The 22405-nt window shown below is 44.1% G+C and carries 20 protein-coding genes; 17 read left to right on the top strand and 3 right to left on the bottom strand.

Annotation, left to right across the window (positions count from 1 at the left end):
* Positions 1-55 precede the first annotated feature (55 nt).
* Positions 56-1555: an L-fucose/L-arabinose isomerase family protein gene (locus BJR36_RS06415; RefSeq protein ID WP_091231763.1), complete on the top strand. Its 1500-nt coding sequence runs from the start codon at positions 56-58 to the stop codon at positions 1553-1555.
* A 111-nt stretch (positions 1556-1666) separates the two neighbouring features.
* Here the strand turns inward: BJR36_RS06415 and BJR36_RS06420 are convergent, their stop codons facing one another.
* Together BJR36_RS06420 and BJR36_RS06425 are read right to left on the bottom strand one after the other, a co-directional pair.
* Positions 1667-3505: a sensor histidine kinase gene (locus tag BJR36_RS06420; protein ID WP_091231766.1), complete on the bottom strand. Its 1839-nt coding sequence runs from the start codon at positions 3503-3505 to the stop codon at positions 1667-1669.
* Position 3506: 1 nt separating this feature from the next.
* The gene (locus BJR36_RS06425; protein ID WP_091231768.1) at positions 3507-5063 is read right to left on the bottom strand and encodes a response regulator; all 1557 of its coding nucleotides are present in this window, start codon (positions 5061-5063) and stop codon (positions 3507-3509) included.
* 242 nt (positions 5064-5305) lie between these two features.
* Between BJR36_RS06425 and BJR36_RS06430 the strand changes: the two genes are divergently transcribed.
* The 15 genes from BJR36_RS06430 (at position 5306) to BJR36_RS06500 (ending at position 21273) form a co-directional block, all read left to right on the top strand.
* A complete protein-coding gene (locus BJR36_RS06430) occupies positions 5306-6811 on the top strand; it encodes a sugar ABC transporter ATP-binding protein (protein WP_091232093.1) in 1506 nt (501 codons plus the stop codon).
* 16 nt (positions 6812-6827) lie between these two features.
* Positions 6828-7850, top strand: a complete 1023-nt coding sequence (locus BJR36_RS06435) for an ABC transporter permease (RefSeq protein WP_242875483.1) — start codon at positions 6828-6830, stop codon at positions 7848-7850.
* A 2-nt stretch (positions 7851-7852) separates the two neighbouring features.
* Complete coding sequence (locus BJR36_RS06440; protein ID WP_091231771.1) at positions 7853-8866, top strand: ABC transporter permease; 1014 nt, start codon at positions 7853-7855, stop codon at positions 8864-8866.
* Positions 8867-8962: 96 nt separating this feature from the next.
* Positions 8963-10048 carry a rhamnose ABC transporter substrate-binding protein gene (locus BJR36_RS06445; protein ID WP_091231774.1) on the top strand — a complete coding sequence of 362 codons (1086 nt, stop codon included), beginning with the start codon at positions 8963-8965 and terminating at the stop codon, positions 10046-10048.
* A 166-nt stretch (positions 10049-10214) separates the two neighbouring features.
* Positions 10215-10526, top strand: a complete 312-nt coding sequence (rhaM, locus tag BJR36_RS06450; protein WP_091231777.1) for an L-rhamnose mutarotase — start codon at positions 10215-10217, stop codon at positions 10524-10526.
* A 237-nt stretch (positions 10527-10763) separates the two neighbouring features.
* On the top strand, positions 10764-10961 hold the full coding sequence (locus BJR36_RS06455) for a hypothetical protein (protein ID WP_139133518.1): 198 nt from the start codon (positions 10764-10766) through the stop codon (positions 10959-10961).
* A 285-nt stretch (positions 10962-11246) separates the two neighbouring features.
* Positions 11247-11615, top strand: a complete 369-nt coding sequence (locus tag BJR36_RS06460; protein ID WP_091231783.1) for a GntR family transcriptional regulator — start codon at positions 11247-11249, stop codon at positions 11613-11615.
* Positions 11615-12313, top strand: a complete 699-nt coding sequence (locus tag BJR36_RS06465) for an ABC transporter ATP-binding protein (protein WP_091231785.1) — start codon at positions 11615-11617, stop codon at positions 12311-12313. The genes BJR36_RS06460 and BJR36_RS06465 overlap by 1 nt, the downstream gene beginning before the upstream one ends.
* Positions 12307-13089, top strand: coding sequence for a hypothetical protein (locus tag BJR36_RS06470; protein WP_091231788.1), 783 nt, complete (start codon positions 12307-12309; stop codon positions 13087-13089). The genes BJR36_RS06465 and BJR36_RS06470 overlap by 7 nt, the downstream gene beginning before the upstream one ends.
* A gap of 354 nt (positions 13090-13443) precedes the next feature.
* Positions 13444-14151 carry a phosphoribosylaminoimidazolesuccinocarboxamide synthase gene (gene purC / locus BJR36_RS06475; RefSeq protein WP_091231791.1) on the top strand — a complete coding sequence of 236 codons (708 nt, stop codon included), beginning with the start codon at positions 13444-13446 and terminating at the stop codon, positions 14149-14151.
* Positions 14152-14261: 110 nt separating this feature from the next.
* Positions 14262-15710: an amidophosphoribosyltransferase gene (purF, locus tag BJR36_RS06480; protein ID WP_091231794.1), complete on the top strand. Its 1449-nt coding sequence runs from the start codon at positions 14262-14264 to the stop codon at positions 15708-15710.
* Positions 15711-15943: 233 nt separating this feature from the next.
* Positions 15944-17374: an adenylosuccinate lyase gene (gene purB / locus BJR36_RS06485; RefSeq protein WP_091231797.1), complete on the top strand. Its 1431-nt coding sequence runs from the start codon at positions 15944-15946 to the stop codon at positions 17372-17374.
* Between the two features lie 101 nt (positions 17375-17475).
* On the top strand, positions 17476-18363 hold the full coding sequence (locus tag BJR36_RS06490) for a LysR family transcriptional regulator (protein WP_091231799.1): 888 nt from the start codon (positions 17476-17478) through the stop codon (positions 18361-18363).
* Between the two features lie 177 nt (positions 18364-18540).
* The gene (locus BJR36_RS06495) at positions 18541-19821 is read left to right on the top strand and encodes an adenylosuccinate synthase (protein ID WP_091231803.1); all 1281 of its coding nucleotides are present in this window, start codon (positions 18541-18543) and stop codon (positions 19819-19821) included.
* Between the two features lie 849 nt (positions 19822-20670).
* Positions 20671-21273 carry an HAD family hydrolase gene (locus tag BJR36_RS06500; RefSeq protein WP_091231805.1) on the top strand — a complete coding sequence of 201 codons (603 nt, stop codon included), beginning with the start codon at positions 20671-20673 and terminating at the stop codon, positions 21271-21273.
* Positions 21274-21332: 59 nt separating this feature from the next.
* Here BJR36_RS06500 and BJR36_RS06505 read toward each other — a convergent pair whose 3' ends face one another.
* Positions 21333-21560 (bottom strand): hypothetical protein, encoded by a 228-nt coding sequence (locus BJR36_RS06505; protein WP_091231808.1) that lies wholly within the window; start codon positions 21558-21560, stop codon positions 21333-21335.
* Positions 21561-21842: 282 nt separating this feature from the next.
* On the opposite strand from BJR36_RS06505, the gene BJR36_RS06510 reads away from it, so the two are divergent.
* Positions 21843-22280, top strand: a complete 438-nt coding sequence (locus BJR36_RS06510; protein WP_169823609.1) for a universal stress protein — start codon at positions 21843-21845, stop codon at positions 22278-22280.
* The last annotated feature ends 125 nt before the right edge of the window (positions 22281-22405 follow it).

Genomic DNA, 22405 nt, shown 5'->3' on the forward strand with positions numbered 1-22405 from the left:
AAGGATACTGTCCTGATTAGTTGTGAAAATCATATCGCAGATGGAGGAATCGGAAATGAATAAAATGAAAGCAACAAGAAGACCAAGAATCGGAATCTATACAATGGGGCTGAAGCACTACTGGGACCAGTTCCCGGGGCTCAGGGAAAGGCTCACAGGATACGGCAGTTTCATAGAGGAGAAGGTATCACAGATCGCAGATGCTGAAGTATTCAACTATGGGCTTGTGGACTGCGAGCAGGAGGGCAGAAAAGCCGGAGAATATTTCAGTGCGAATAACGTGGACCTTATATTTGCCCATGCAGGCACCTACGTTACAAGTGCCTCCCTGCTGCCGGTACACCAGATCTGCAGGGCCCAGGCGGTCGTGCTCAACCTGCAGCCGGCAGCAAGAATCAATTATGAGAAGACTACAACAGGCGAATGGCTCGCACATTGCGGAGCATGTCCTGTCCCTGAGATATCAAACGCATTCAACCGTGCAGGCATCAGATACCGGGTCGTGAACGGCCTGCTTGGCCTTGAAAAGACTCCGGAGATATCCCTGACGGATGAAGTTACAGCGGGCAGGAAAGAGGCAGTCAGGGCATGGAAAGAGATAGAGGAGTGGGTAATGGCCGCAAGTGTGAAGAGCGGGCTTGCCAATGCCAGATTCGGGTTTCTTGGCAACACTTATAGCGGAATGCTTGACATGTACAGCGATTTCACCATGTTCCAGGGACAGACAGGTGCTCATATCGAAGTGCTTGAAATGTGCGATCTGGACAGGATGCTTCATGAGGTGACGGAACAGGAAGTGGAAGAGAAGAAAAAAGAAATAGCGGATTTCTTTGTAATCAGCGAAGATTCCCAGGCCGACCCACTGGCGAAAAAACCAACAGCAGAGCAGCTTGACTGGTCTGCAAGGGTAGCGGCAGCCCAGGAACGGCTTGTAAAGGAATATGACCTTGACGGACTCACCTATTATTATCACGGTGCACCTGGCGGAGAGTACGAGAAGCTCCAGGGCGGATTTATAGTCGGACATTCCCTTCTCACTGCAAAAGGCATCCCATGCGCTGGCGAAGGAGACCTGAAGACCTGCCTGGCAATGAAAATCTGCGACATCGTAGGAAAAGGTGGAAGCTTCTGTGAAATTGTCGTTACCGACTATGAAGATGGAACAATCCTGCTTGGCCATGACGGCCCCTTCCATCTTGAAATTGCAAATGGAAAACCGATTCTGCGCGGAATGGGACTTTATCATGGAAAACAGGGAACCGGCGTTTCGGTAGAAGCGAAAGTCCGTACAGGGGCCATCACCAACCTGGGAACCACCCAGACAATCGAGGGAAAACTGAAATTTATCATAACAGAAGCGGAATCCACAGACGGTCCTGTTATGGCAATCGGTAACACCCAGACGCCTGTCCGGTTCAGAAAAGATCCGGATTCTTATATGGATGAATGGTTTGCTGAGGCTCCGACTCATCATTTTGCAATGTCGACAGGGCATAATGCGGCATTGTTTGCAAAGATAGCGGATATTTTGAATGTACCTTGTGTTTTATTATAGGTAACTTTCAACTGTTCAGCCCTGCATCTTTCGCAGCCATAAAGAATGCAAAGAAAAAACGAGCATGTCACCTTCCGGGGAGACATGCTCATAGTTATGTGTAATAAGCGGTTAAGAAGTCAGATACCTGGTCAAAGGAATCCGTATCTCCACAGAGGTTTCCACGTTCGGCACGCTGCTGTAGGCCAGCCCGTATTCGTCCCCGTAGAACAGACGCAGTCTCTGATGGGTATTGTATATACCGATATTGCTTCCAGTGCGGCTTTCACCCTGTCCGGTCAGAATGGAATCGATCTTTTCCGGGGGAATGCCGATGCCGTCATCACTTACGATGAGCACCACGGTTTCCTCTTCGGTCCAGCCAGTGATTACGATATTGCCCTCCTTGGATTCCTTTCCGAAGATGCCGTGCTGTATGGAGTTCTCAACAATCGGCTGAAGCACAAGTTTTGGTATTTCATAATCCAGGAGCTCGTCAGGAATGTCCACGAAGAAGTGTATCCTGTCCTTATAGCGCATGTTCTGAAGCTGGACATAAAGGGATACATGGGTGAGCTCATCCCTGAGGCTGACGGTTATGCTGCCTTTCCCCAGGGTAAGCTTGTAGAATTTTGAAAGGGCCTGAACTGCCTGGGAGACCTCGTCGCTTTTTCCGCTTTTTGAAAGCCAGTTGATCATGTCCAGGGTATTGTAAAGGAAATGCGGGTTGATCTGGGCCTGCAGAGCCTTGAACTCTGATTTTCGAAGGTCGTCGGCAGCCTTGACTTCCTTCTCCATAAGCCAGTGGAGTTCCTCTGTCATATAGTTGTAGGTGTCGATGAGATCGCCGATTTCATCATATTCAGGCTTCTGGACAATCGGTTTCGGAGTTCCGTTCCTTACCTCCCGCATCTGGCCGATGATGGTTGAGATACGTTTTGAAACAGAGTTGGAAATATGTTGGGAGACCCCAAAGGATATGATTACAAAAAACAGATATACAACTATGAATTTCAATACGATATCCCGGTTCTGCTGCAGCACGCTTTTCACAGGGATGACGGATGCCATGTGCCAGTCGGTGCCGCTTATTTCCTTATGGTTTACGTAAGTCTTCTCAAGAGCAAATTCTGCTGTTTCAAATTTCGTGGTGTCTGGAAAGCGGGAAGCCAGCTCGCTGTAGTTCAGAAAATACTTGCCCGACAGATACATGTCTGAGGTGGATACAAGGGTATCCCATTCGTTCAGGATGTATGCGGCGCTGCCGGTAATTGTGATGTTTTTGCGAAGAATGGATTCGATATTGCTTTTTGAAAAATACACTACTACATAAGCAGCAGTCTTTTCGGAATCTGAATAGTAGGAAAGCTTCCTTGCAATCGCAAACTCCCCGTAGTTCGATGCCTCAGAAGGGGTCAGATACAGGCTCGGGCATACGATCATCCGTTTATTGGTGCTGCTGAATATGCCGTGCCAGTAGGACCCTTCGATTGCCGAAAGCGGGCGGTAAATATCATAAGCGGAAAAACGGGAATCCTTATACATAGCCTCAAAAGGTGTGTCCAGGTATATTTTGATATCCGTAATGTTGATATCATCGATCATGGCGCTGGAGGAAATCAGGAAGATGAGCATTTTCCGTACGAAATCGGGATTTTCTGCAAGCTCCGAATTCAGGGCTGCGTAATCGTACTGAAGCATGGTCATGAAGTCGGAATTTCCGATAATGTTGTTTGAGGCGGAATTGACCTGGGAGATGGCAGTTTCGATTCCGCTGACAGTCTGCCTTGACATGGACAGCTCGGAGTTCGTGATATTTGACAGAAGGACGCCTGACAGCTGGTTGTAAAGGAGGATGGTTATGACAGTCGCAGGGATGAGGAACAGGATCAGATGGGATATCATGAATTTGTTCCTCAGCTTCATATCATGAAAGTAAAAATAATATGCATTCTTTAATAGTTTTATCATTTTACATTCTGCTCCCTGTATTCAGAAGGTGAAAGGCCTGTGTGCTTTTTAAGGTCTTTCCAAAATAGTTGCCGTCGCTGTAGCCGACTTTTGCCGAAATGTCAGTGATTTTATAGCGGGGATCCAGCAGCAGTTTTTTTGCTTTTTCCATCCGGTATTCTGTCAGATACTGGTTCAGGGTCCTGCCGGTCTCGTTTTTGAATACGGTGCACACATAGGTGGAGGACAGGAAAACATGCTCGCTGATATCTTTCACGGACAGATTTTCGTTCTGGTAATTCCTTCCAATGTAATCCTCAATAAGAAATACGGTTGAATTTTTTTCGGTCCCTTCTTCAAGGGCTGTAAAAAACAACTCGATTTTTGAACGGAGCAGCTGGTGGAGAGAGGACAGATTGGAGCTTCTGGATATGTGGTCCAGAATGGTCTCAAAACCGCCGTCTGTCTCAGGCAGCTTAATATAATTTGCGGAGGCTGCTTCATAAAGCTCCATAAAAAGCTTGTAATACAGGTCTTTTGCATGATTCGGGAGAACGGATCTGTTTCCTGCAAGGGAAGCATATAGTTTTGCTGCAGCGTTGTCTGTCTCCTGCCTGTTTTTTGAGGACAGGGCCTCATGAATGGCCGGAACCACAGCTTCGAGAAATCCCGGAACTTTGTTTGCCGGTTCCTTCCCGGTTTCCAGAATCGTGCCGCATTCGTAGAAGAAGGAGCTCTGCAGAAGGATGACTGCAGAATTGTAGGAATCGAATATCTTTGCCGGTCCGGAAACGGTTTTTCCTATGGCTATGTAGAAGCAAGGGCAGAAGGAAAGACAGCCCGAAAATGCTTCGGCGAGTTTTCGCATTTGGGAAGAAGCGGGCTTCTCCGGAGAGAAAATATGATAAATCAGGTATTCATCCTGTTTCGAGGCATAAATGCCGTGGAGGCGGTGCTGTCCGATGATGGCACCGAGGGAAGCAGGAAGGTTTTCCTGATGCTCATTTTCCAGGGAATGCATGCCGCCGACGATCTTGATCATGACCGTGACGAAATATGCCGAGGGTCTGGTCTGGATGCCCAGGGCTGCAAAATCCTTTTCTATTGATGAGATCCCTTCATCGGAAATCGGGTAGGTGACCTTTAGGGCCAGCTTCCCGGATGCCTCCTGCAGGTGCCTTGAAGCCGAGTCCCTGCTGAGCTTGAGGATCTTGTCGCTTGAGATCGCCTCTCTGATGGCTTCTTCAACCTCAGCGGGCATAAGGGGCTTTTCCACATAGCTGATGGCTTTCAGCCGGATTGCCGCCTTCAGGTATTCCTTATCGGAATAGCCGCTCATAAAAATGATATGGCTGTCAGGAACAGTCTCCCTTATTTTTTCCGCCATCTCAATGCCGTTCATGCGGGGCATGCGGACATCGCTCAGGATGATTTCAGGCCTGTATTTTTTTGCCAGAGCAAGCCCGTTCATCCCGTCATCGGCCTGATATATGTTATGGATTCCAAGGGAATTCCAGTCTATGCTGCCAAGAAGCCCTTCACGTGTCAGTTCTTCGTCGTCTACTATTAATAGGTTCATTGAAATTCCCCCTGTCTTTTCTGCTTTTTACTGATGGTGCTATTGTATCAAATTTGAAATCCAAACACAACGGCAGGTAAAATCTGCGGATAAAATTACCCTGTTTCAAAGAAATTTACCGTATGAATCGTTTGGGGCAGATGTTAGGATTAAGGAGAAATAAAGATGCAGGGAAACAGAGGGCATCTGAAACAGGAATGATGACAGACAAACAGAAAACAAGAGTAGGAAGGAGAATAGACGTGTACGAGTATGTTCTTGAATTAAAAGGAATAACAAAAATTTTCCCGGGTGTAAAGGCTCTGGATCAAGTGCATTTTCAGCTGAAGCCGGGTGAAATCCATGCGCTCATGGGTGAAAACGGCGCAGGAAAATCCACTTTTATAAAAGTAATTACGGGTGTCCATAAAGCTGAAGAAGGGGAGATGTTCCTTGACGGGGCAAAGGTCGATTTCAAAGGCCCAAAGGATGCGCAGGCTGCAGGAATCGCAGCAATCTACCAGCATGTTACAGCATACCCGCACCTTACGGTTACTGAAAATATCTTCATGGGCCATGAAAAAGTAAAAGGCGGAAGAATACAGTGGAAGGATATGCATGAAGAGGCGAATGCCCTTTTAAGGGAACTGAATGCCGACTTCACAGCAACCGAAGAAATGGGCGCATTAAGCGTTGCCCAGCAGCAGATGGTAGAGATCGCGAAAGCACTTTCCATGAAAGCCAGAATCATCATTATGGATGAACCGACGGCAGCCCTTACAAAAAGCGAGAGCGAGGAGCTTTACAGGATTACCGAAAAACTCAGGGACGAAGGCGCAGCGATCATCTTCATTTCCCACAGATTTGAAGATATGTACAGGCTCGCGACGAAGGTAACTGTATTCAGGGATTCAAAATACATCGGAAGCTATGACGTAAACGGCATTACCAATGAAAATCTGATTACGGCAATGGTTGGACGTGAAATAAACGACCTCTTCCCAAAACCAGTGGTGAAACTCGGTGAGGAAGTGCTTAAGATTGAAGATTTAAGCAGGACAGGATACTTTAAAAACGTCAGCTTTTCAGTCAGAAAAGGCGAAATCCTTGGTCTGACAGGACTGGTCGGAGCAGGAAGGACCGAAGTATGCGAAACTATTTTCGGCATAGAGAAGAAATCAGGCGGACGAATCGTGTTAAACGGACAGGAAGTTGCAATTGACAATCCACAGGATGCAATGAAGCTTGGAATCGGCTATCTTCCTGAAGACAGACAGCACCAGGGACTGATCCTGGACTGGGGAATCGGCCGGAACATAACGCTTCCCGTAATCAGCCAGCTTAGCAGACACGGATGGCTCGACGATAAAAGGGAAAGGCGGTTTGCGAAAGAACTGGCAGAGCGCGTCGATACGAAAGCGGTCACGCTCTTCGATCTGGCAAGCTCCCTGTCCGGAGGAAATCAGCAGAAGGTCGTAGTTGCGAAACTTCTTGCATCGGACCTGAAAGTAATTATCCTGGACGAACCGACAAAAGGCGTCGACGTAGGCGCAAAAGCCTCCATATATGAAATCATGGGAGAGCTCGCTAAACAGGGATACGCAATTATTATGGTATCTTCGGAAATGCCGGAAATACTGGGCATGAGCGACAGGATTGTCGTCATGTGCGACGGCAGGGTGACAGGCGAACTTTCGAGAGACGAAGCAACTCAGGAGATGATCCTTGTAAAAGCGATGGCAAAGTCTCATCAGAAATCAGAAGAATAGAGGGAGGTGGGAACTGATGAAAGCTGAAATAGGAAAATTAGAAATGAATAAGAAAAAAATCGATCTGAAGAGCCTTACCTCTTCAAGGGAGATGAGTCTGGTTGTCGTACTTGCCGTTTTATGTATCTTCATCCAGCTGAGGAACAGCATCTTCCTCACACCTTCGAATATCGGGGACATGCTGATCAATGCATCCTTAATGGCAATACTTGCAATCGGCATGATGTGCGTCCTGCTGATAGGAGGAATCGACATCTCCATAGGATCCACAGTGGCGTTATCCGGTATGGCTACAGCACTCGTCATGAGGGACAACCCTGGGATTCCCGCCTTTTTAGGATTCCTGATTGCGATCCTGGTAGGACTTGCAGCTGGATTTATCATTGGCCTCGTAATCGCCAAAGGCAGGGTCATCCCGATTATCGCAACCCTGGGTTTCATGAATATCTACAGAGGCATCACCTATCTGATCGCCAACAACCAGTGGGTTGCGGCATACCAGATACCAGAAAACTACAAGGCGTTTACACTGGGAAAAACATTCGGAATCAATAACATGCTGATTGTCACGGTTATCTGTTACCTGGTATTTGCATATTTCATCAAATACACAAGAACAGGCCGTAAGATCTATGCAGTCGGAAGCAATTCGGAAGCTGCTGCAGTAAGCGGCATCAATATTGCAAATGTCAAGATCATGGTCTATTCCCTTATGGGTGCCCTCTGCGGCCTCGTAGGCGGCCTCTGGGTTTCCAAATATGCTTCGGCACAGGGAGACTCGGCAAAAGGATTTGAAATGGATATCATCGCGGCATGCGTTATCGGCGGAGTCAGCCTTACCGGTGGTAAGGGAACAGTATTCGGGGTCATCCTTGGATCCCTCACACTTGGTATTTTGAACAACGCACTTCCGCTGATCAACGTATCCTCGTTCTGGCAGGATGCAATCAAAGGCCTCATCATTATTGCGGCGGTCATCCTGAATACGGTAACCCAGAGAGCTATGGATAAAAATAACCTGAAGAGGAGGGAGATGTAATCATGGCAAAGACAAAAAGAATAATTGTTGCAGAACAGGCATTTTCATGGAAAAAGTTCTTCGTACAATGGGAATGGTTCCTGTTACTGATTTTTATCGCAATCAATGTAATGAATTCCTTCACATCGGAATATTACCTTAGTACATCAGGGCTGCTTACGGCAACCTCCTCTTTCCTGGAAAAGGCATTTGTAGCCCTTCCCATGGCATACATCCTCGTAATGGGGGACATCGATATTTCCGTAGGATCCACGGTGGCGCTTTCTTCAGTGCTGATGGCGGTTTCCTATAACAATCTGGGACTTCCAATGGGGCTTGCCCTGATCGTGTGCCTCCTTGTGGGAGCGCTTTGCGGCTTCATCAACGGCATCATACTTACGAAATTTCCAGAGCTTGCCCCAATGATCGTCACCCTGGGTACAAGCATACTTTACAGAGGAATAGCCGTCATGATCCTGGAAGATCAGGCATCAGGCAGTTTCCCGATGTGGTTCAGCAACATCTACTGGGGTAAAATCGGCGGAGTCGTTCCATACATGCTGGTATTCTTCATCATCTGTGCAGTGGCATTCGGAGTAGTGCTCCATAAGACTACATTCGGAAGAAGGCTTTTCGCAATCGGAAGCAACAGCCTCGCAAGTAAATATGCAGGTATTCCGGTGCAGAAGATCAGGCTTATTGTATTCACCCTGACAGGACTTTTCGCAGCAGTAACAGCCGTATTCCTTACAGCAAGGATGGGCAGCACAAGGCCGAATATTGGTGAAGGGTACGAGCTTGAGGCAATTTCCATGATTGTACTTGGTGGAATCTCCACAGACGGCGGAAAAGGCCGATTTATAGGAGCAATCATTTCCATATTCACAATAGGCTTTTTGAGATACGGCCTCGGACTGATCAATTTCCCGTCACAGGCAATGATGATCGTAATAGGCGGTCTTCTGATCATAGCGGTTATGGCTCCAAACCTTAACTTCAAAAAAATATTCGGGAAAAAAGCTGCAAAGGCTGCATAGCCTGGGAACTGTTACAAAATACTAACCATATATACAGACGGCATGACCGTTCAGTATAAAATGAAACCATTGATTTATTCTAGGGAGGAAACAAAAATGAAGAAAAAATTACTCAGCATCTTAGTATGCGCATCCATGATTTCAGCTATGTTAGCTGGCTGTGGAAGCAAAGGAACAGACGAGACAGCATCAAGTTCTTCTAATGAAAGCACCACAGAAAGCAAGGATGCATCAGACCTGACAATCGCAATCCTGGTTAAGAATGCAGGAAATCCTTACAATGAAAAAGAATCTGCAGGATTCCAGAAAGTCATAGAAGATGCAGGTGCAACCTGTATCGTAAAGGCTCCTGAAAGCGCAACAGCAGAAGCGCAGATCACCATGATCAATGAACTTGTGGCACAGCATGTGGATGCCATCGCAATAGCAGGAAATGACCCTGATGCTCTTCAGCCGGCATTAAAAGAAGCTATGAGCCAGGGAATCAAAGTATTGTCACTTGACTCTTCAGTAAATTCAGACAGCCGTCTTGTGCATGTAAACCAGGCAGGTATCGAACTTATCGGCCAGACTTTAGTTGATGCAGTTGCAGACCTTGCTGGAGAAAGCGGCGGAGAATTCGCGATCCTCTCAGCAACAAGCCAGGCAACAAACCAGAATGCCTGGATTGAATCCATGCAGGCAGAACTTGAAAAAGATGCACGCGGACTGAAACTTGTAAAAATCGCTTATGGCGATGACGAATTCCAGAAATCTGTTGATGAAACAGAAGCCCTGATCAAGAACTATCCAGACCTGAAAGTAATCTGTGCACCTACAACAGTTGGTATCATGGCTGCAGCAAAAGTCGTTACAGATAAAGGACTTACAGATACAATCAAGGTAACAGGACTCGGACTTCCTTCAGAAATGGCTGATTATATCGGCGAAGACGCTGTGTGCCCTTACATGTACTTATGGAATCCACTTGATATCGGAGCGCTTGCAGCTTACACTGCACTTGAATTAGTTGGCGGAACAATTACCGGAGCAGCAGGCGAAACATTTACTGCAGGCGACCTTGGAGACAACAACGGAGCATATGAAATCGTAAAAGCGGCTGACGGCGGAACAGAAATCATCTTAGGATCACCTTTCAAATTCGATCCATCAAACATCGAAGACTGGAAGACTGTATACTAAATCGGAACAGCAGCTCTGAACCGTCACGGATGTTTTCTAACGCATTCTTTGCTATCAGACGGTTGACGGTCCGGAGGGAATGAAGTAGGATATATCACATAGACACAAACTGATTCCTGCGGTTTCTGCCGCAGGAATTTTTATCATCTAACAGGAGGAAAAGAATATGATCAAAGGATTTAAAATGAAGATTTATGAAGGAATGGCAGCAGAATACGAGAAAAGGCATAATGAACTCTGGCCGGAAATGGTAGATATGATCCATGAATTTGGCGGAAAAAACTACACCATTTTCCTGGATGAAGAAACAAATGTGCTTTTCGGATATATAGAAATCGAAGATCCTGAAAAATGGGCAAAAGGAGCGGATACTGCCATCAACAGGAAATGGTGGGATTTCATGGCGGATATCATGGAGACAAATCCGGACAACAGCCCGGTGGCAGTAGATTTAAAGAACGTGTTTCATTTAGACTAGTGCACTGACACGTTGACATCTTGACAAATGACTTGCCTTAGTTTCCATCTGCGGCGTTGTTGTCAATCAGCGTAGCCACCGCTACGCCTCATTCCTCCGCCTTGCAGAATGAAAACTAATTTAGCGTCATTAGCTTAAGTGTCAATGTGTCAGCGCACTAGACACAGAGGCGATGGACTAACTACAGAAGAATATTGGCCATAGCCTGAAATATAAGGATAACGGGTGATTATGAATATGAAAAAAAACATACTGGAAGCTTTATTAACGGTAACTATATTCACTGTATTACTTCTGATTTATAATATTGGTTATAAAGGTTATATTTGGGATGCAATAGATACTCGTGATTATGCAGTATATGCATCTGCTGTTTTTTTGTCAGCAATTATTGGAAAACTCATAAAAAAAAGCACTACGAATCATGAAAAATAAATTCAAAGAAGGTAAAGATAAGTTCCTGAATTATAAATGCAATATTTTTGTGAGTTACATCATATACTGAATTATCATATCGAAAAAGTCCGAAATACAAGAAAATTGCTTGTGTTTTCGGGCTTTTTCTATTTCTAAAGTGTAAAAGACAGTTGAGTCGATGTGCTATAGAAAATCAATCATTATCCGTTTATAAGATAAAATAGATATTGACAATAGAAAAATATTAATGTACCATTGTATTAACTCAATAATACAGTTATGCAGAAATGCCGAGGTGATGAGATGACATGGAATATTGATTCCGACAGACCTGTTTATGCACAGATCGTTGAGATTATACAGAGAAAGATCGTATCAGGGGAATACGAGGCTGGCAGCAGGCTTCCTTCAGTCAGGGAACTGGCAGCTGAAGCATCTGTTAATCCAAACACCATGCAGAAGGCTTTAACAGAGCTTGAACGGCGGGAAATGGTATTTACCCAAAGGACAAGCGGCAGGTTTATAACGGAGAATAAGAAAAAAATAGAAGAAATCAAGGTTCAGATGGCACACCAGCTGATTGCCGGGTTCTTCGAAAAAATGGAACAGTTGGGGTATGAAAAAGAGGAGATAGCAGCCTTGACAGAGGCTGAAGCAGCAGGAGGAGAATAATGGGGAACATACTTGAGTGCAAATCGCTTTCAAAGAAATTTGGTTACAAGACAGCTCTTTCGGATCTGAGCCTGAGCATTGACAGGGGGCGTATAGTCGGCCTGCTCGGACCAAACGGAAGCGGAAAATCAACACTGATTAAACTGATTAACGGTATACTGGTGCCGTCATCGGGAGAGATACTGATCGACGGGAAAAAACCAGGAGCAGAATCCAAAAAGATCGTGTCCTATCTGCCCGAGAGGACTTATCTGAACGGATGGATGAAGGTCAATGATATCATCGATTTCTTCGCTGATTTCTATGAGGATTTTGACAAGGCAAAAGCTTATGACATGCTTCAGAGGCTTGCGATAAATCCGCAGGACAGCCTTAAGACCATGTCAAAAGGAACAAAGGAAAAAGTACAGCTTATACTCGTGATGAGCAGGGATGCGGATCTGTACTGTCTGGATGAACCAATCGGGGGAGTTGATCCGGCGGCCAGGGACTACATTCTAAGTACGATTCTGAACAACTACAATGAGAACTCAACAATCATTATTTCCACGCATCTGATTTCCGATATTGAGAATATACTTGAGGACGTCATATTCATAAAAGATGGAATGCTGAAGTTGGCAGCATCGGTAGATGATGTCAGGGAAAGGGAAGAAAAATCCATTGATGCAGTATTCAGGGAGGTATTCAGATGTTAGGGAAACTTATAAAACATGAATTCAAAGCTACGACGAAAATATTTCTGCTTTTCTATGCAATTCTGGCTGTTCTTACGATATTAGGCAGGATTATGCTGAATCTTGAAGTTTTTGATAATCAGTTTGCGATACTGGGAGGCATTCTGACCTTTTTCTATGCAATGTTCATGATTGTCATGCTGATTGGAACAAGCGTGTTCCTCATTGTCAGATATTTCAGGAATATGTATTCGGATGAAGGCTACCTGATGTTCACGCTTCCGGTGAAGCCATCGCTGCTTCTCGCATCAAAGCTTATTGTGGCTGTGTTCTGGCAGCTACTTAACGGATTGATTACGATTCTCGCCGTATTCGTGCTTGTCATGAATGACGAAGTAATCCAAACCATAAAAACTGGAATTCCTATTGCAATCAATGAATTCAAAGCAGCTATGGGTATGGATATCAGACTTTTTATCTTCTATATAACCATAGGGGTCATATTATCAGCCACATACCAGATGCTGATTATATATACTTCGATCAATATCGGCCAGATGTTTGGAAAGCACAGGATAATAGGAGCTGTCGTGTCGTGGATGGCAATCACGACGGTGCTGCAGATAGCCAGCCAGATACTGGTTACATTGCTTGGATTTTATGCGATGGATGAAGAACGAATGCTGGATTTGTACAATATAATGCTGCCAGGCGGTCTTCTGGTATCCGTCCTTCTGTGTGCAGCGTTCTATGCCTTAAGCAGCTTCATTGTAAGCCGGAAGGTGAATCTGGAGTAGGAATGAAATGTGAATATTTATATGTGAGATGAAAAAGCCCGGCTTTGGCCGGGCTTTTTCATCTCATAGTAAAGTTCGTCCCATGAGATAAAAAACGCTCTGCGCAGGATGGGCAGTCGGGCTTACAGTATTTGACTGACTGGCGAAGCCCCTTTGTTCTGTTTATTAAATATGTTTATAAGTATTGCTTAATAAAAATAATGGGAATATAAGCCTGGTTAATAATATTGCTTATTGCTTTTATAATAATGATGTATTATAATTTTCTTGAAGATGGGTGCTTCTGTGTGGAAAAAGCATAGGGCGTCATCAGTGGAAAGCATTATTCTCAAAGAAAAGGATAGGTGGCGAGCAATGAAAAAATTAGATTTACTTTATGAAGGTAAAGCAAAAAAAGTTTTTAAGACTGATGTGGAAGATGTCTATATTGTAGATTATAAAGACGACGCGACAGCATTTAATGGTTTAAAGAAGGGAACAATCGTTGGCAAGGGTATCATCAACAATCGTATGACCAACCATGTATTCCAGATTTTGGAAAAAGCCGGAGTGCCTACTCATTTTGTTGAGGAATTAAGCGACAGAGAAACAGCTGTTAAAAAAGTGGAGATCGTTCCGCTTGAAGTAATCATAAGGAATGTTGCAGCAGGAAGCTTCTCAAAAAAACTGGGAATTGAAGAAGGAACGAAACTGAAAGCTCCTACTCTTGAATTCAGCTACAAGAACGATGACTTAGGCGACCCTATGATCAACGACTATTATGCAATTGCAATCGGTATCGCTACCAGAGAAGAAATAGATAAAATCACAGAATTGGTATTCAAGGTAAACGAAGTACTCTGCAAGTATTTTGCAGAAGCCGGAATCGAACTCATCGATTTCAAAGTTGAATTCGGAAGATACAAAGGAGAAATCATCCTCGCTGATGAAATCTCACCTGATACATGCAGATTATGGGATCTGAATACCCATGAAAAACTTGATAAAGACCGTTTCAGAAGAGACTTAGGAAACGTGGAAGATGCTTATAATGAAGTTTTCAAGCGTTTAGGCATACAGTAATAAAGAAATCTCAAAGCGGATATCATGTATCCGCTTTAAGAACGTTAACAGTAAAATAATGACAGCATAACTGCTGTAAGTAAGTTTCGATCGTAGGAAAGGTTTAATAGATGGATAAAAATCGTATACACGAACAATATGAAATGACAGATGAACTTCATGAGGAATGTGGCGTCTTTGGTATGTATGACTTTGACGGAAACGACGTGACTTCCACCATTTATTACGGCCTGTTTGCACTTCAGCACAGAGGACAGGAAAGCTGTGGTATTGCAGTAAGTGATACTATAGGCCCGAAGGGCAAAGTACATTCATACAAGGGAATGGGCCTGGTAAACGAGGTTTTTACCCCTGAAGCTTTAGATGGCATGAAGGGAGATATCGGTATTGGACACGTACGGTATTCGACGGCTGGAAGCAGCACGAGAGAAAATGCGCAGCCTCTGGTACTGAACTATGTAAAGGGTACTCTTGCTCTGGCACATAACGGCAACCTGATAAATGCTCCTGAATTAAGAAGAGAACTGGAATACACGGGAGCCATCTTCCAGACAACCATAGATTCCGAAGTGATTGCCTACCATATCGCAAGAGAAAGGCTGAACTGCGGTTCGGTTGAAAAAGCTGTCGCCAGGGCAATGAAGAAAATCAAGGGAGCATATTCCCTTGTCGTAATGAGCCCGAGAAAACTGATTGGTGCGAGAGATCCACATGGATTCAAACCATTATGCATAGGAAAAAGGGAGAATGCATATATTATTGCATCCGAAACCTGTGCCCTTGAAACAGTCGGAGCGGAATTTGTAAGGGATGTCCTTCCTGGAGAAATTGTTACGATTACTCCGGACGGAATTGAATCCGATACAAGCATGTGCATTCCTGGAAATAAGGAAGCAAGATGTATTTTTGAATATATCTATTTTGCAAGGCCTGACAGCCATATAGACGGAATCAGCGTTTATTACTCAAGAATCCAGGCAGGAAGGTATCTGGCAATGGACCATCCTGTTGAGGCGGATCTTGTTGTAGGTGTTCCGGAATCAGGAAACGCAGCAGCCCTGGGATATGCCATGGAATCAGGAATTCCATACGGGACCGCATTTGTGAAAAATGGCTATGTAGGACGTACGTTTATCAAGCCGAAACAGAGCAACAGGGAATCAAGCGTAAGGGTTAAACTCAACGTTCTTGCTGAAGCTGTCAAAGGCAAAAGGGTTATCATGATTGATGACTCGATTGTAAGGGGAACCACCAGTGACCGTATTATAAGCATGCTTAAGGAAGCGGGAGCAACTGAGGTCCATGTGAGGATCAGTTCACCGCCGTTCCTTTACCCATGCTACTTCGGAACGGACATTCCGGACAGGGAACAGCTGATTGCCTACAACAGAAGTGTAGAGGATATCAGAAAAATTCTCGGAGCAGATTCTCTGGGATACCTTGGAGTTGACAGGCTTTGCGGAATTGTAAAAAGTAAACCTTGCTGTCACGGCTGCTTTACGGGAGAGTATCCGATGGATCCTCCTGAATGTGATATTCGAGGCGAATATACAAGATAGAAGTAATTGTTCAGAATTACAGGTGTGCTGAATGGAAACAGGCAGACTACAATAAAATAATATGTTTTAAGATGAATTGAATAATTTTCAGGGGACAGACACCATTGGCGCCTGTCCCTTGATACGGTATATAAACAGGCACATGCACAACAACAAGTGCTGTGCATTCAGAGAATGGAAGAGCGGATAGCAGGTATCCGCCCTTTAGGCCAATCAGGCAGATAGGAGTAAATATGAACGATAAATATCAGAGCCCGCTTTCAGAACGTTATGCAAGCAAAGAAATGCAGTATATTTTTTCGCCGGATATGAAGTTCCGCACATGGAGACGCCTTTGGATCGCACTTGCGGAAACAGAAAAGGAACTTGGACTTAACATTACTCAGGAACAGATTGATGAACTGAAAGCAAACAAGGATGACATCAACTATGATGTTGCAAAAGAAAGAGAAGCACTCGTAAGGCACGATGTAATGTCTCACGTTTATGCATACGGCGTACAGTGCCCGAAGGCAAAAGGAATCATCCACCTCGGCGCAACTTCATGCTACGTAGGTGACAACACGGACATCATCGTTATGACCGAAGCATTAAAGCTCGTTAAGAAGAAATTAGTCAACGTTATTGCAGAACTTGCAAAATTCGCTGATGAATATAAAGGGCTTCCGACACTGGCATTCACACATTTCCAGCCAGCACAGCCTACGACAGTGGGAAAAAGGGCGGCTTTATGGATGCAGGAACTTCTTCTTGATTTAGAAGACATCGACCACACAATGGCAAATATGAAGCTCCTCGGTTCAAAAGGAACTACAGGAACACAGGCAAGCTTCCTTGAACTTTTTGACGGCGACCATGCAACAATCAAGAAAATCGATCCGATGATTGCTGAAAAAATGGGCTTCAAAAACTGCTATCCTGTAGCAGGGCAGACATATTCACGTAAAGTGGACATGAGGGTTCTGAACGTGCTTGCAAGCATTGCAGCGAGTGCTCATAAATTTTCAAATGATATCCGCCTTCTTCAGCACCTGAAAGAAATAGAAGAACCATTCGAAAAGAACCAGATCGGATCCTCGGCAATGGCTTACAAGAGAAATCCGATGAGAAGCGAAAGAATCGCATCCCTTTCGAGGTATGTTATGATTGATGCCCTCAATCCGGCAATGACAACAGCTACGCAGTGGTTTGAAAGAACTCTTGATGATTCTGCAAACAAGAGAATCAGCGTTCCTGAGGCATTCCTTGCAATCGATGGAATCCTGGATCTTTACCTGAACGTAGTAGATGGACTTGTTGTTTATCCGAAAGTTATTGAAAAAAGACTTCTTTCAGAACTTCCTTTCATGGCTACCGAAAATATCATGATGGATGCTGTAAAAGCAGGCGGAGACAGACAGGAACTTCACGAAAGCATCAGGACATTATCCATGGAAGCTGGAAAGAACGTTAAGGAAAAAGGACTTGAAAACAATCTCCTCGAACTGATCGCAGCAGATCCTGCTTTCAACATGACTCTTGAAGATCTCCAGAAGACAATGGATCCTTCAAAATACGTAGGCCGTTCAAAAGAACAGGTTGTTGAATTCTTAGAAGAATATGTGACACCGATTCTCGAAGAAAATAAGGATATACTTGGCATGAAAGCCGAAATCAACGTGTAAGCAATTATCAGACCCGGAGCACTTATCAGCTTAAGATATGGATTCCGGGTCTTGTTGTTTTATGGGATAGCAGGTCATATTCATTGGGAAAGGGGAATTGCATGAATGTAAATCTGGAGCATTACAAAGTCTTTTATCATGTAGCAATGGCAGGAGGAATCACGCTTGCAGCAGAAGAGCTTTCGATTTCGCAGCCGGCTGTCAGCCAGTCATTGAAACAGCTTGAATCCAATCTCGGAACTTCCTTGTTTGTCAGGACATCAAAAGGCGTCAGGCTTACGGCAGAAGGGGAACTGCTTTTTTCTTACGTGAAGAGAGGGTATGAGAGCATACTTCTTGGGGAAAACAAGCTGTCAGAGATGATCAATATGGAAAACGGAGAAATCAGGATTGGTGCAAGCGACATGACGCTGCAGTTCTACCTTCTTCCATATCTGGAGAAGTTTCATGAACTATATCCGAAAATCAAGGTTACGGTTACGAATGGCCCTACTCCTGAGACTCTCAGGTACCTGCAGGAGGGGAGGATTGATTTTGGCGTGGTAAGCACCCCGATCATCTGCAAACAGGACTTCCATATCACCAAGGTAAGGGAGATTGGAGATGTATTTGTTGCGGGTTCGAAATTCGAACACCTGAAGGACAAAAAGCTTCCGTATAAGGCACTTGAAGAGCTGCCGACAATATGTCTGGAGCAGAATACAAGCACCAGGAGATACATAGACCATTATCTGGAAGGAAAAGGGGTTGTGCTGAATCCGGAATTCGAACTGGCAACCAGCGAGATCATTGTGCAGTTTGCAATCAGAAATCTTGGGGTCGCCTGTGTAATGAAAGACTTTGCAAAAAAATATATCGAAAGTGGAGAACTGATCGAGCTGAAATTCGAATGTGAAATACCGGGAAGAAATTTCTGCGTGGTTACAGACCAGAAAAATCCGGCTTCATCGGCAGCAAAATCGTTGCTGAATATGATGGACCAGACATGATATAATTAAAAGTTATGAGTAATATAACTAACATTAATTTTACTTATGAAGAAAAGTGGTGTATACTTTTGAAGTAAAAGGCAGGAGACTGCTGGAATATTTTTATGTAACTTCAGGGCGTAGTCCTGAATAGTTACGTTTGCGCTTAATAATGTTAGAATAACAGGAGGATATGTTATGGTTAAAGCAATCGTAGGAGCTAACTGGGGAGATGAAGGTAAAGGTAAAATTACCGATATGCTCGCCAAAGAATCAGATATCATCGTAAGGTTTCAGGGAGGAAGCAATGCAGGACATACCATCATCAACAATTATGGTAAATTCGCATTACATCTGCTTCCGTCAGGCGTATTTTATGACCACACAACAAGCGTTATCGGTAATGGCGTAGCATTAAATATCCCTTACCTTTTCAACGAAATCAAAGGGCTTGTGGACAGAGGCGTACCTGCTCCAAAGATTCTCGTATCAGACAGAGCTCAGATTCTTATGCCATACCACGTTGACTTTGACGCTTATGAAGAGGAAAGATTAGGTGGAAAATCGTTCGGTTCCACAAAATCCGGAATCGCTCCTTTCTATTCAGATAAATATGCAAAAATCGGATTCCAGGTAAGTGAATTATTTGATGAAGCTGCATTAAAAGAAAAAGTGGAAAGAGTATGCGCATACAAGAACGTACTTCTTGAACACTTATACCACAAACCTCTTCTTGATCCTGAAAAGGTGTATGCTGACCTTTTGGAATACAAGAAAATGGTTGAGCCATATGTTGCGGATGTTTCACTGTTTCTTCACAATGCCATTGGAGAAGGAAAGAACATCCTTTTAGAAGGCCAGTTAGGCGCTTTAAAAGATCCTGACCACGGAATCTATCCTATGGTAACTTCTTCCTCAACGCTTGCGGCTTATGGTGCAATCGGTGCAGGAATCCCGGCACAGGAAATCAAAGACGTAATCACTGTTGTAAAGGCTTATTCCTCAGCAGTAGGAGCAGGCGCATTCGTGAGCGAAATCTTCGGTGAAGAAGCGGATGAACTCAGAAGGCGTGGCGGAGATGGTGGAGAATACGGCGCAACTACAGGACGTCCAAGACGTATGGGATGGTTCGATGCTGTTGCTACACGTTACGGCTGCAGAATGCAGGGCGCTACAGAAGTTGCATTCACTGTATTGGACGTATTAGGATATCTTAAAGAAATCCCGATCTGTATCGGTTATGAAATTGACGGCAAAATTACAAAAGACTTCCCTACAACTACATTCCTTGAAAAGGCAAAACCTGTATTAAAGGTTCTTCCAGGATGGAACGAAGATATCAGGGGAATCAGGAATTATGATGAACTTCCTGAAAACTGCAGGAACTACATCGAGACCATTGAAAAAGAACTTGGTGTTCCAATTACATTGGTTTCTAACGGACCAGGCAGAGACGATATCATTTACAAAAACAAATAAGACGTCTATCCGGCGTCAGGGTTCCCGCCTTATGGCGGGAACCTTTTTTGGAATTTAGTGTTCGTCAATTTGCACAGGTTTTCGAATGAGGACGTGATGCAAAACATGTTGATTCGCAGCGCGCTCTCGCTTAGATGAAGACGTAGTGGTACGTAAGGCCGCAAAGTACGCGGCCTAAGTACCAACGTCTTCATAAAGCTGCTCATCAATTCATGTTTTGTATCACTGTGTGATAGATGGCGAATGTGCAAATTGACGAAGCCGCACGTTACGAGAGGGCTTTTTACACGCTAATCTTTATAGGAGGGGAGTGTCAAAAGCCTATATATACAATTGAATTCTTCAATTTACACAGGTTCAACAATGAGGACGTGATGCAAAACATGTTGACTCGCAGCGCGCTCTCGCTTAGATGAAGACGTAGTGGTACGTAAGGCCGCAAAGTACGCGGCCTAAGTACCAACGTCTTCATAAAGCTGCTCATCAATTCATGTTTTGTATCACTGTGTGATAGATGTCGAATGTGCAAATTGACGAAGCCGCACGTTACGAGAGGGCTTTTCACACGCTAATCTTTATAGGAGTGGAGTGTCAAAAGCCTATTTACAAAATAGTATTCGTCAATTTGCGCAAGTTTTTATAATGAGGACGTGATGCAAAACGCGTTGATTCGTAGCGCGCTCTCGCTTAGATGAAGACGTAGTGGTACGTAGGGCTGCAGAATACGCAGCCCGAGTTTGTGAAGGGCTGTTGACACTCTGGCTAATATAGCAAATACCTCGAATTTCGTATATTTAAAAAAGTTCTGCGAGAGTTTCGTATGCAGGAAATGAGAAAGGAAAATAAGACATGATAAATACGGTTATTTTTGACCTGGGGATGGTGCTTGTTGGATATTGCTGGAAAGAGTATCTTGAAAGCTTTCATTATCCGGAACAGATTGCGGGGGAGGTGGCTGAAGCCATGTTCCTGAGCAGCGAGTGGAATGAATTTGACAGAAGCCTGCTTTCTGATGAGGAAATACTTGAAAGCTTCATCGGAAACAATCCAGCGAGGGAAAAGGAAATAAGGGAAGTTTTCGCAACGATTGGAGGCGTCATCAAAAAATATGATTATGCAAGGGAATGGATCAGGGAGCTGAAAGCGAAAGGATATAAGATATACTATCTTTCGAACTTTGCCAAGAAAACATTTGAGCAGGCATGGGATATCATGAATTTCATAGAGGAAGCGGATGGGGGAATATTGTCCTTTGAAATAAAAAGAGTAAAACCAGAGCCAGAAATCTATGAAACACTGGTATCCAGATACAGGATAGTTCCGGAAAATGCAGTGTTTCTGGATGATTCCAAGGCGAATGTCGAAGCGGCAAAAAAAATCGGCTTCCATACAATAGAATTTACTTCGAAAGATAAGGCTTTGAAGGAATTAATGGCACTGGGAGTAAAATAACCTGTTATCCAAAATGGATACAGGTTATTGAAAATCAGCCGCAGCCGGCGGTTATGGATTTAGTTGTCCTCTTCTTTGTTTCCGGCTTCCTTGTTCTTCATCAGCTTGTAGACCATTGATATTGCGTATAAGAATACAGGCACGACAATGGTGCAGTAGATGGAGGCCTTGAAAAGACCTGCGGATCCGGGAACCGGTATAATTGCAAATATCAGTGTGGCAACATAAAGAGCAACGAGGAAAACCACGCCTCCGATGCAAAGAAACTGCAGTACTTTTTTATTCATAAATACCTCCGTAAATATATTTGATGTCTGTTGAGCTCAGCTAAGCTTAATTATACGTTGGGCGGCAGGCAAATGCAACTTAAATGGGCTCAATTCAGGTTTAAATGGTTTAAATTGAATTTGTCGGATAATAAAAGCAGATGATTGAAGAATACAGAAAACTGTTGTATAATAAAAAAAGAAACAATTCGGCTGCACCGGCAGATGGGTTAAATTACTTGCATGGTTTATATAAAGTGCATGACCTGAATCTGTCAGGCAAACATGAAGGAGGAAATCACAATGATTAAGATTTTAATCCCTATGGATACTTCGGAATATGCTGAAAGAGCCCTGGAAAAAGGAAAGGCGATAGCTGATCTGCTTGACAGCAGAATTGTGCTGTTAAACGTCATAAGCCATACGTTTCCTTTTGTTTCCCAGGATTATGTCGATTATACCCAGTTTGATAACACCCTGGTCCGGAAAATAAGAGAAAATGCGGAAGCATATCTTGAAAAACAGAAAGAATCCTTTGGAGAACATGCAGACAAGGTTGAGACGATAATTCTGGACGGCAGCCCTGCAGACAGAATTCTGGAGTATCTTGACGCAAACGAAGTTGATCTTATTATCATGGGATCCCAGGGACTTGGTTCAAGAACCAAACGTCTGCTCATGGGAAGCGTGACTTCAAAAGTTCTTCATTATGCAAAACAGCCTATATTGGTTATAAAATAGGCTGCAAATAGAGATAGTCAAAAAAAGAGGGTTCGTCGAAAAGACGTGAGCCCTCTTTTTTGTTGTACTAAATAAAAAACCATTACATGTTTTATTGACAAAACATTAACGAAAGGTATATTATT

It is taken from the genome of Anaerobium acetethylicum (assembly GCF_900096945.1).
Classification (GTDB): Bacteria; Bacillota; Clostridia; order Lachnospirales; family Lachnospiraceae; genus Anaerobium; species Anaerobium acetethylicum.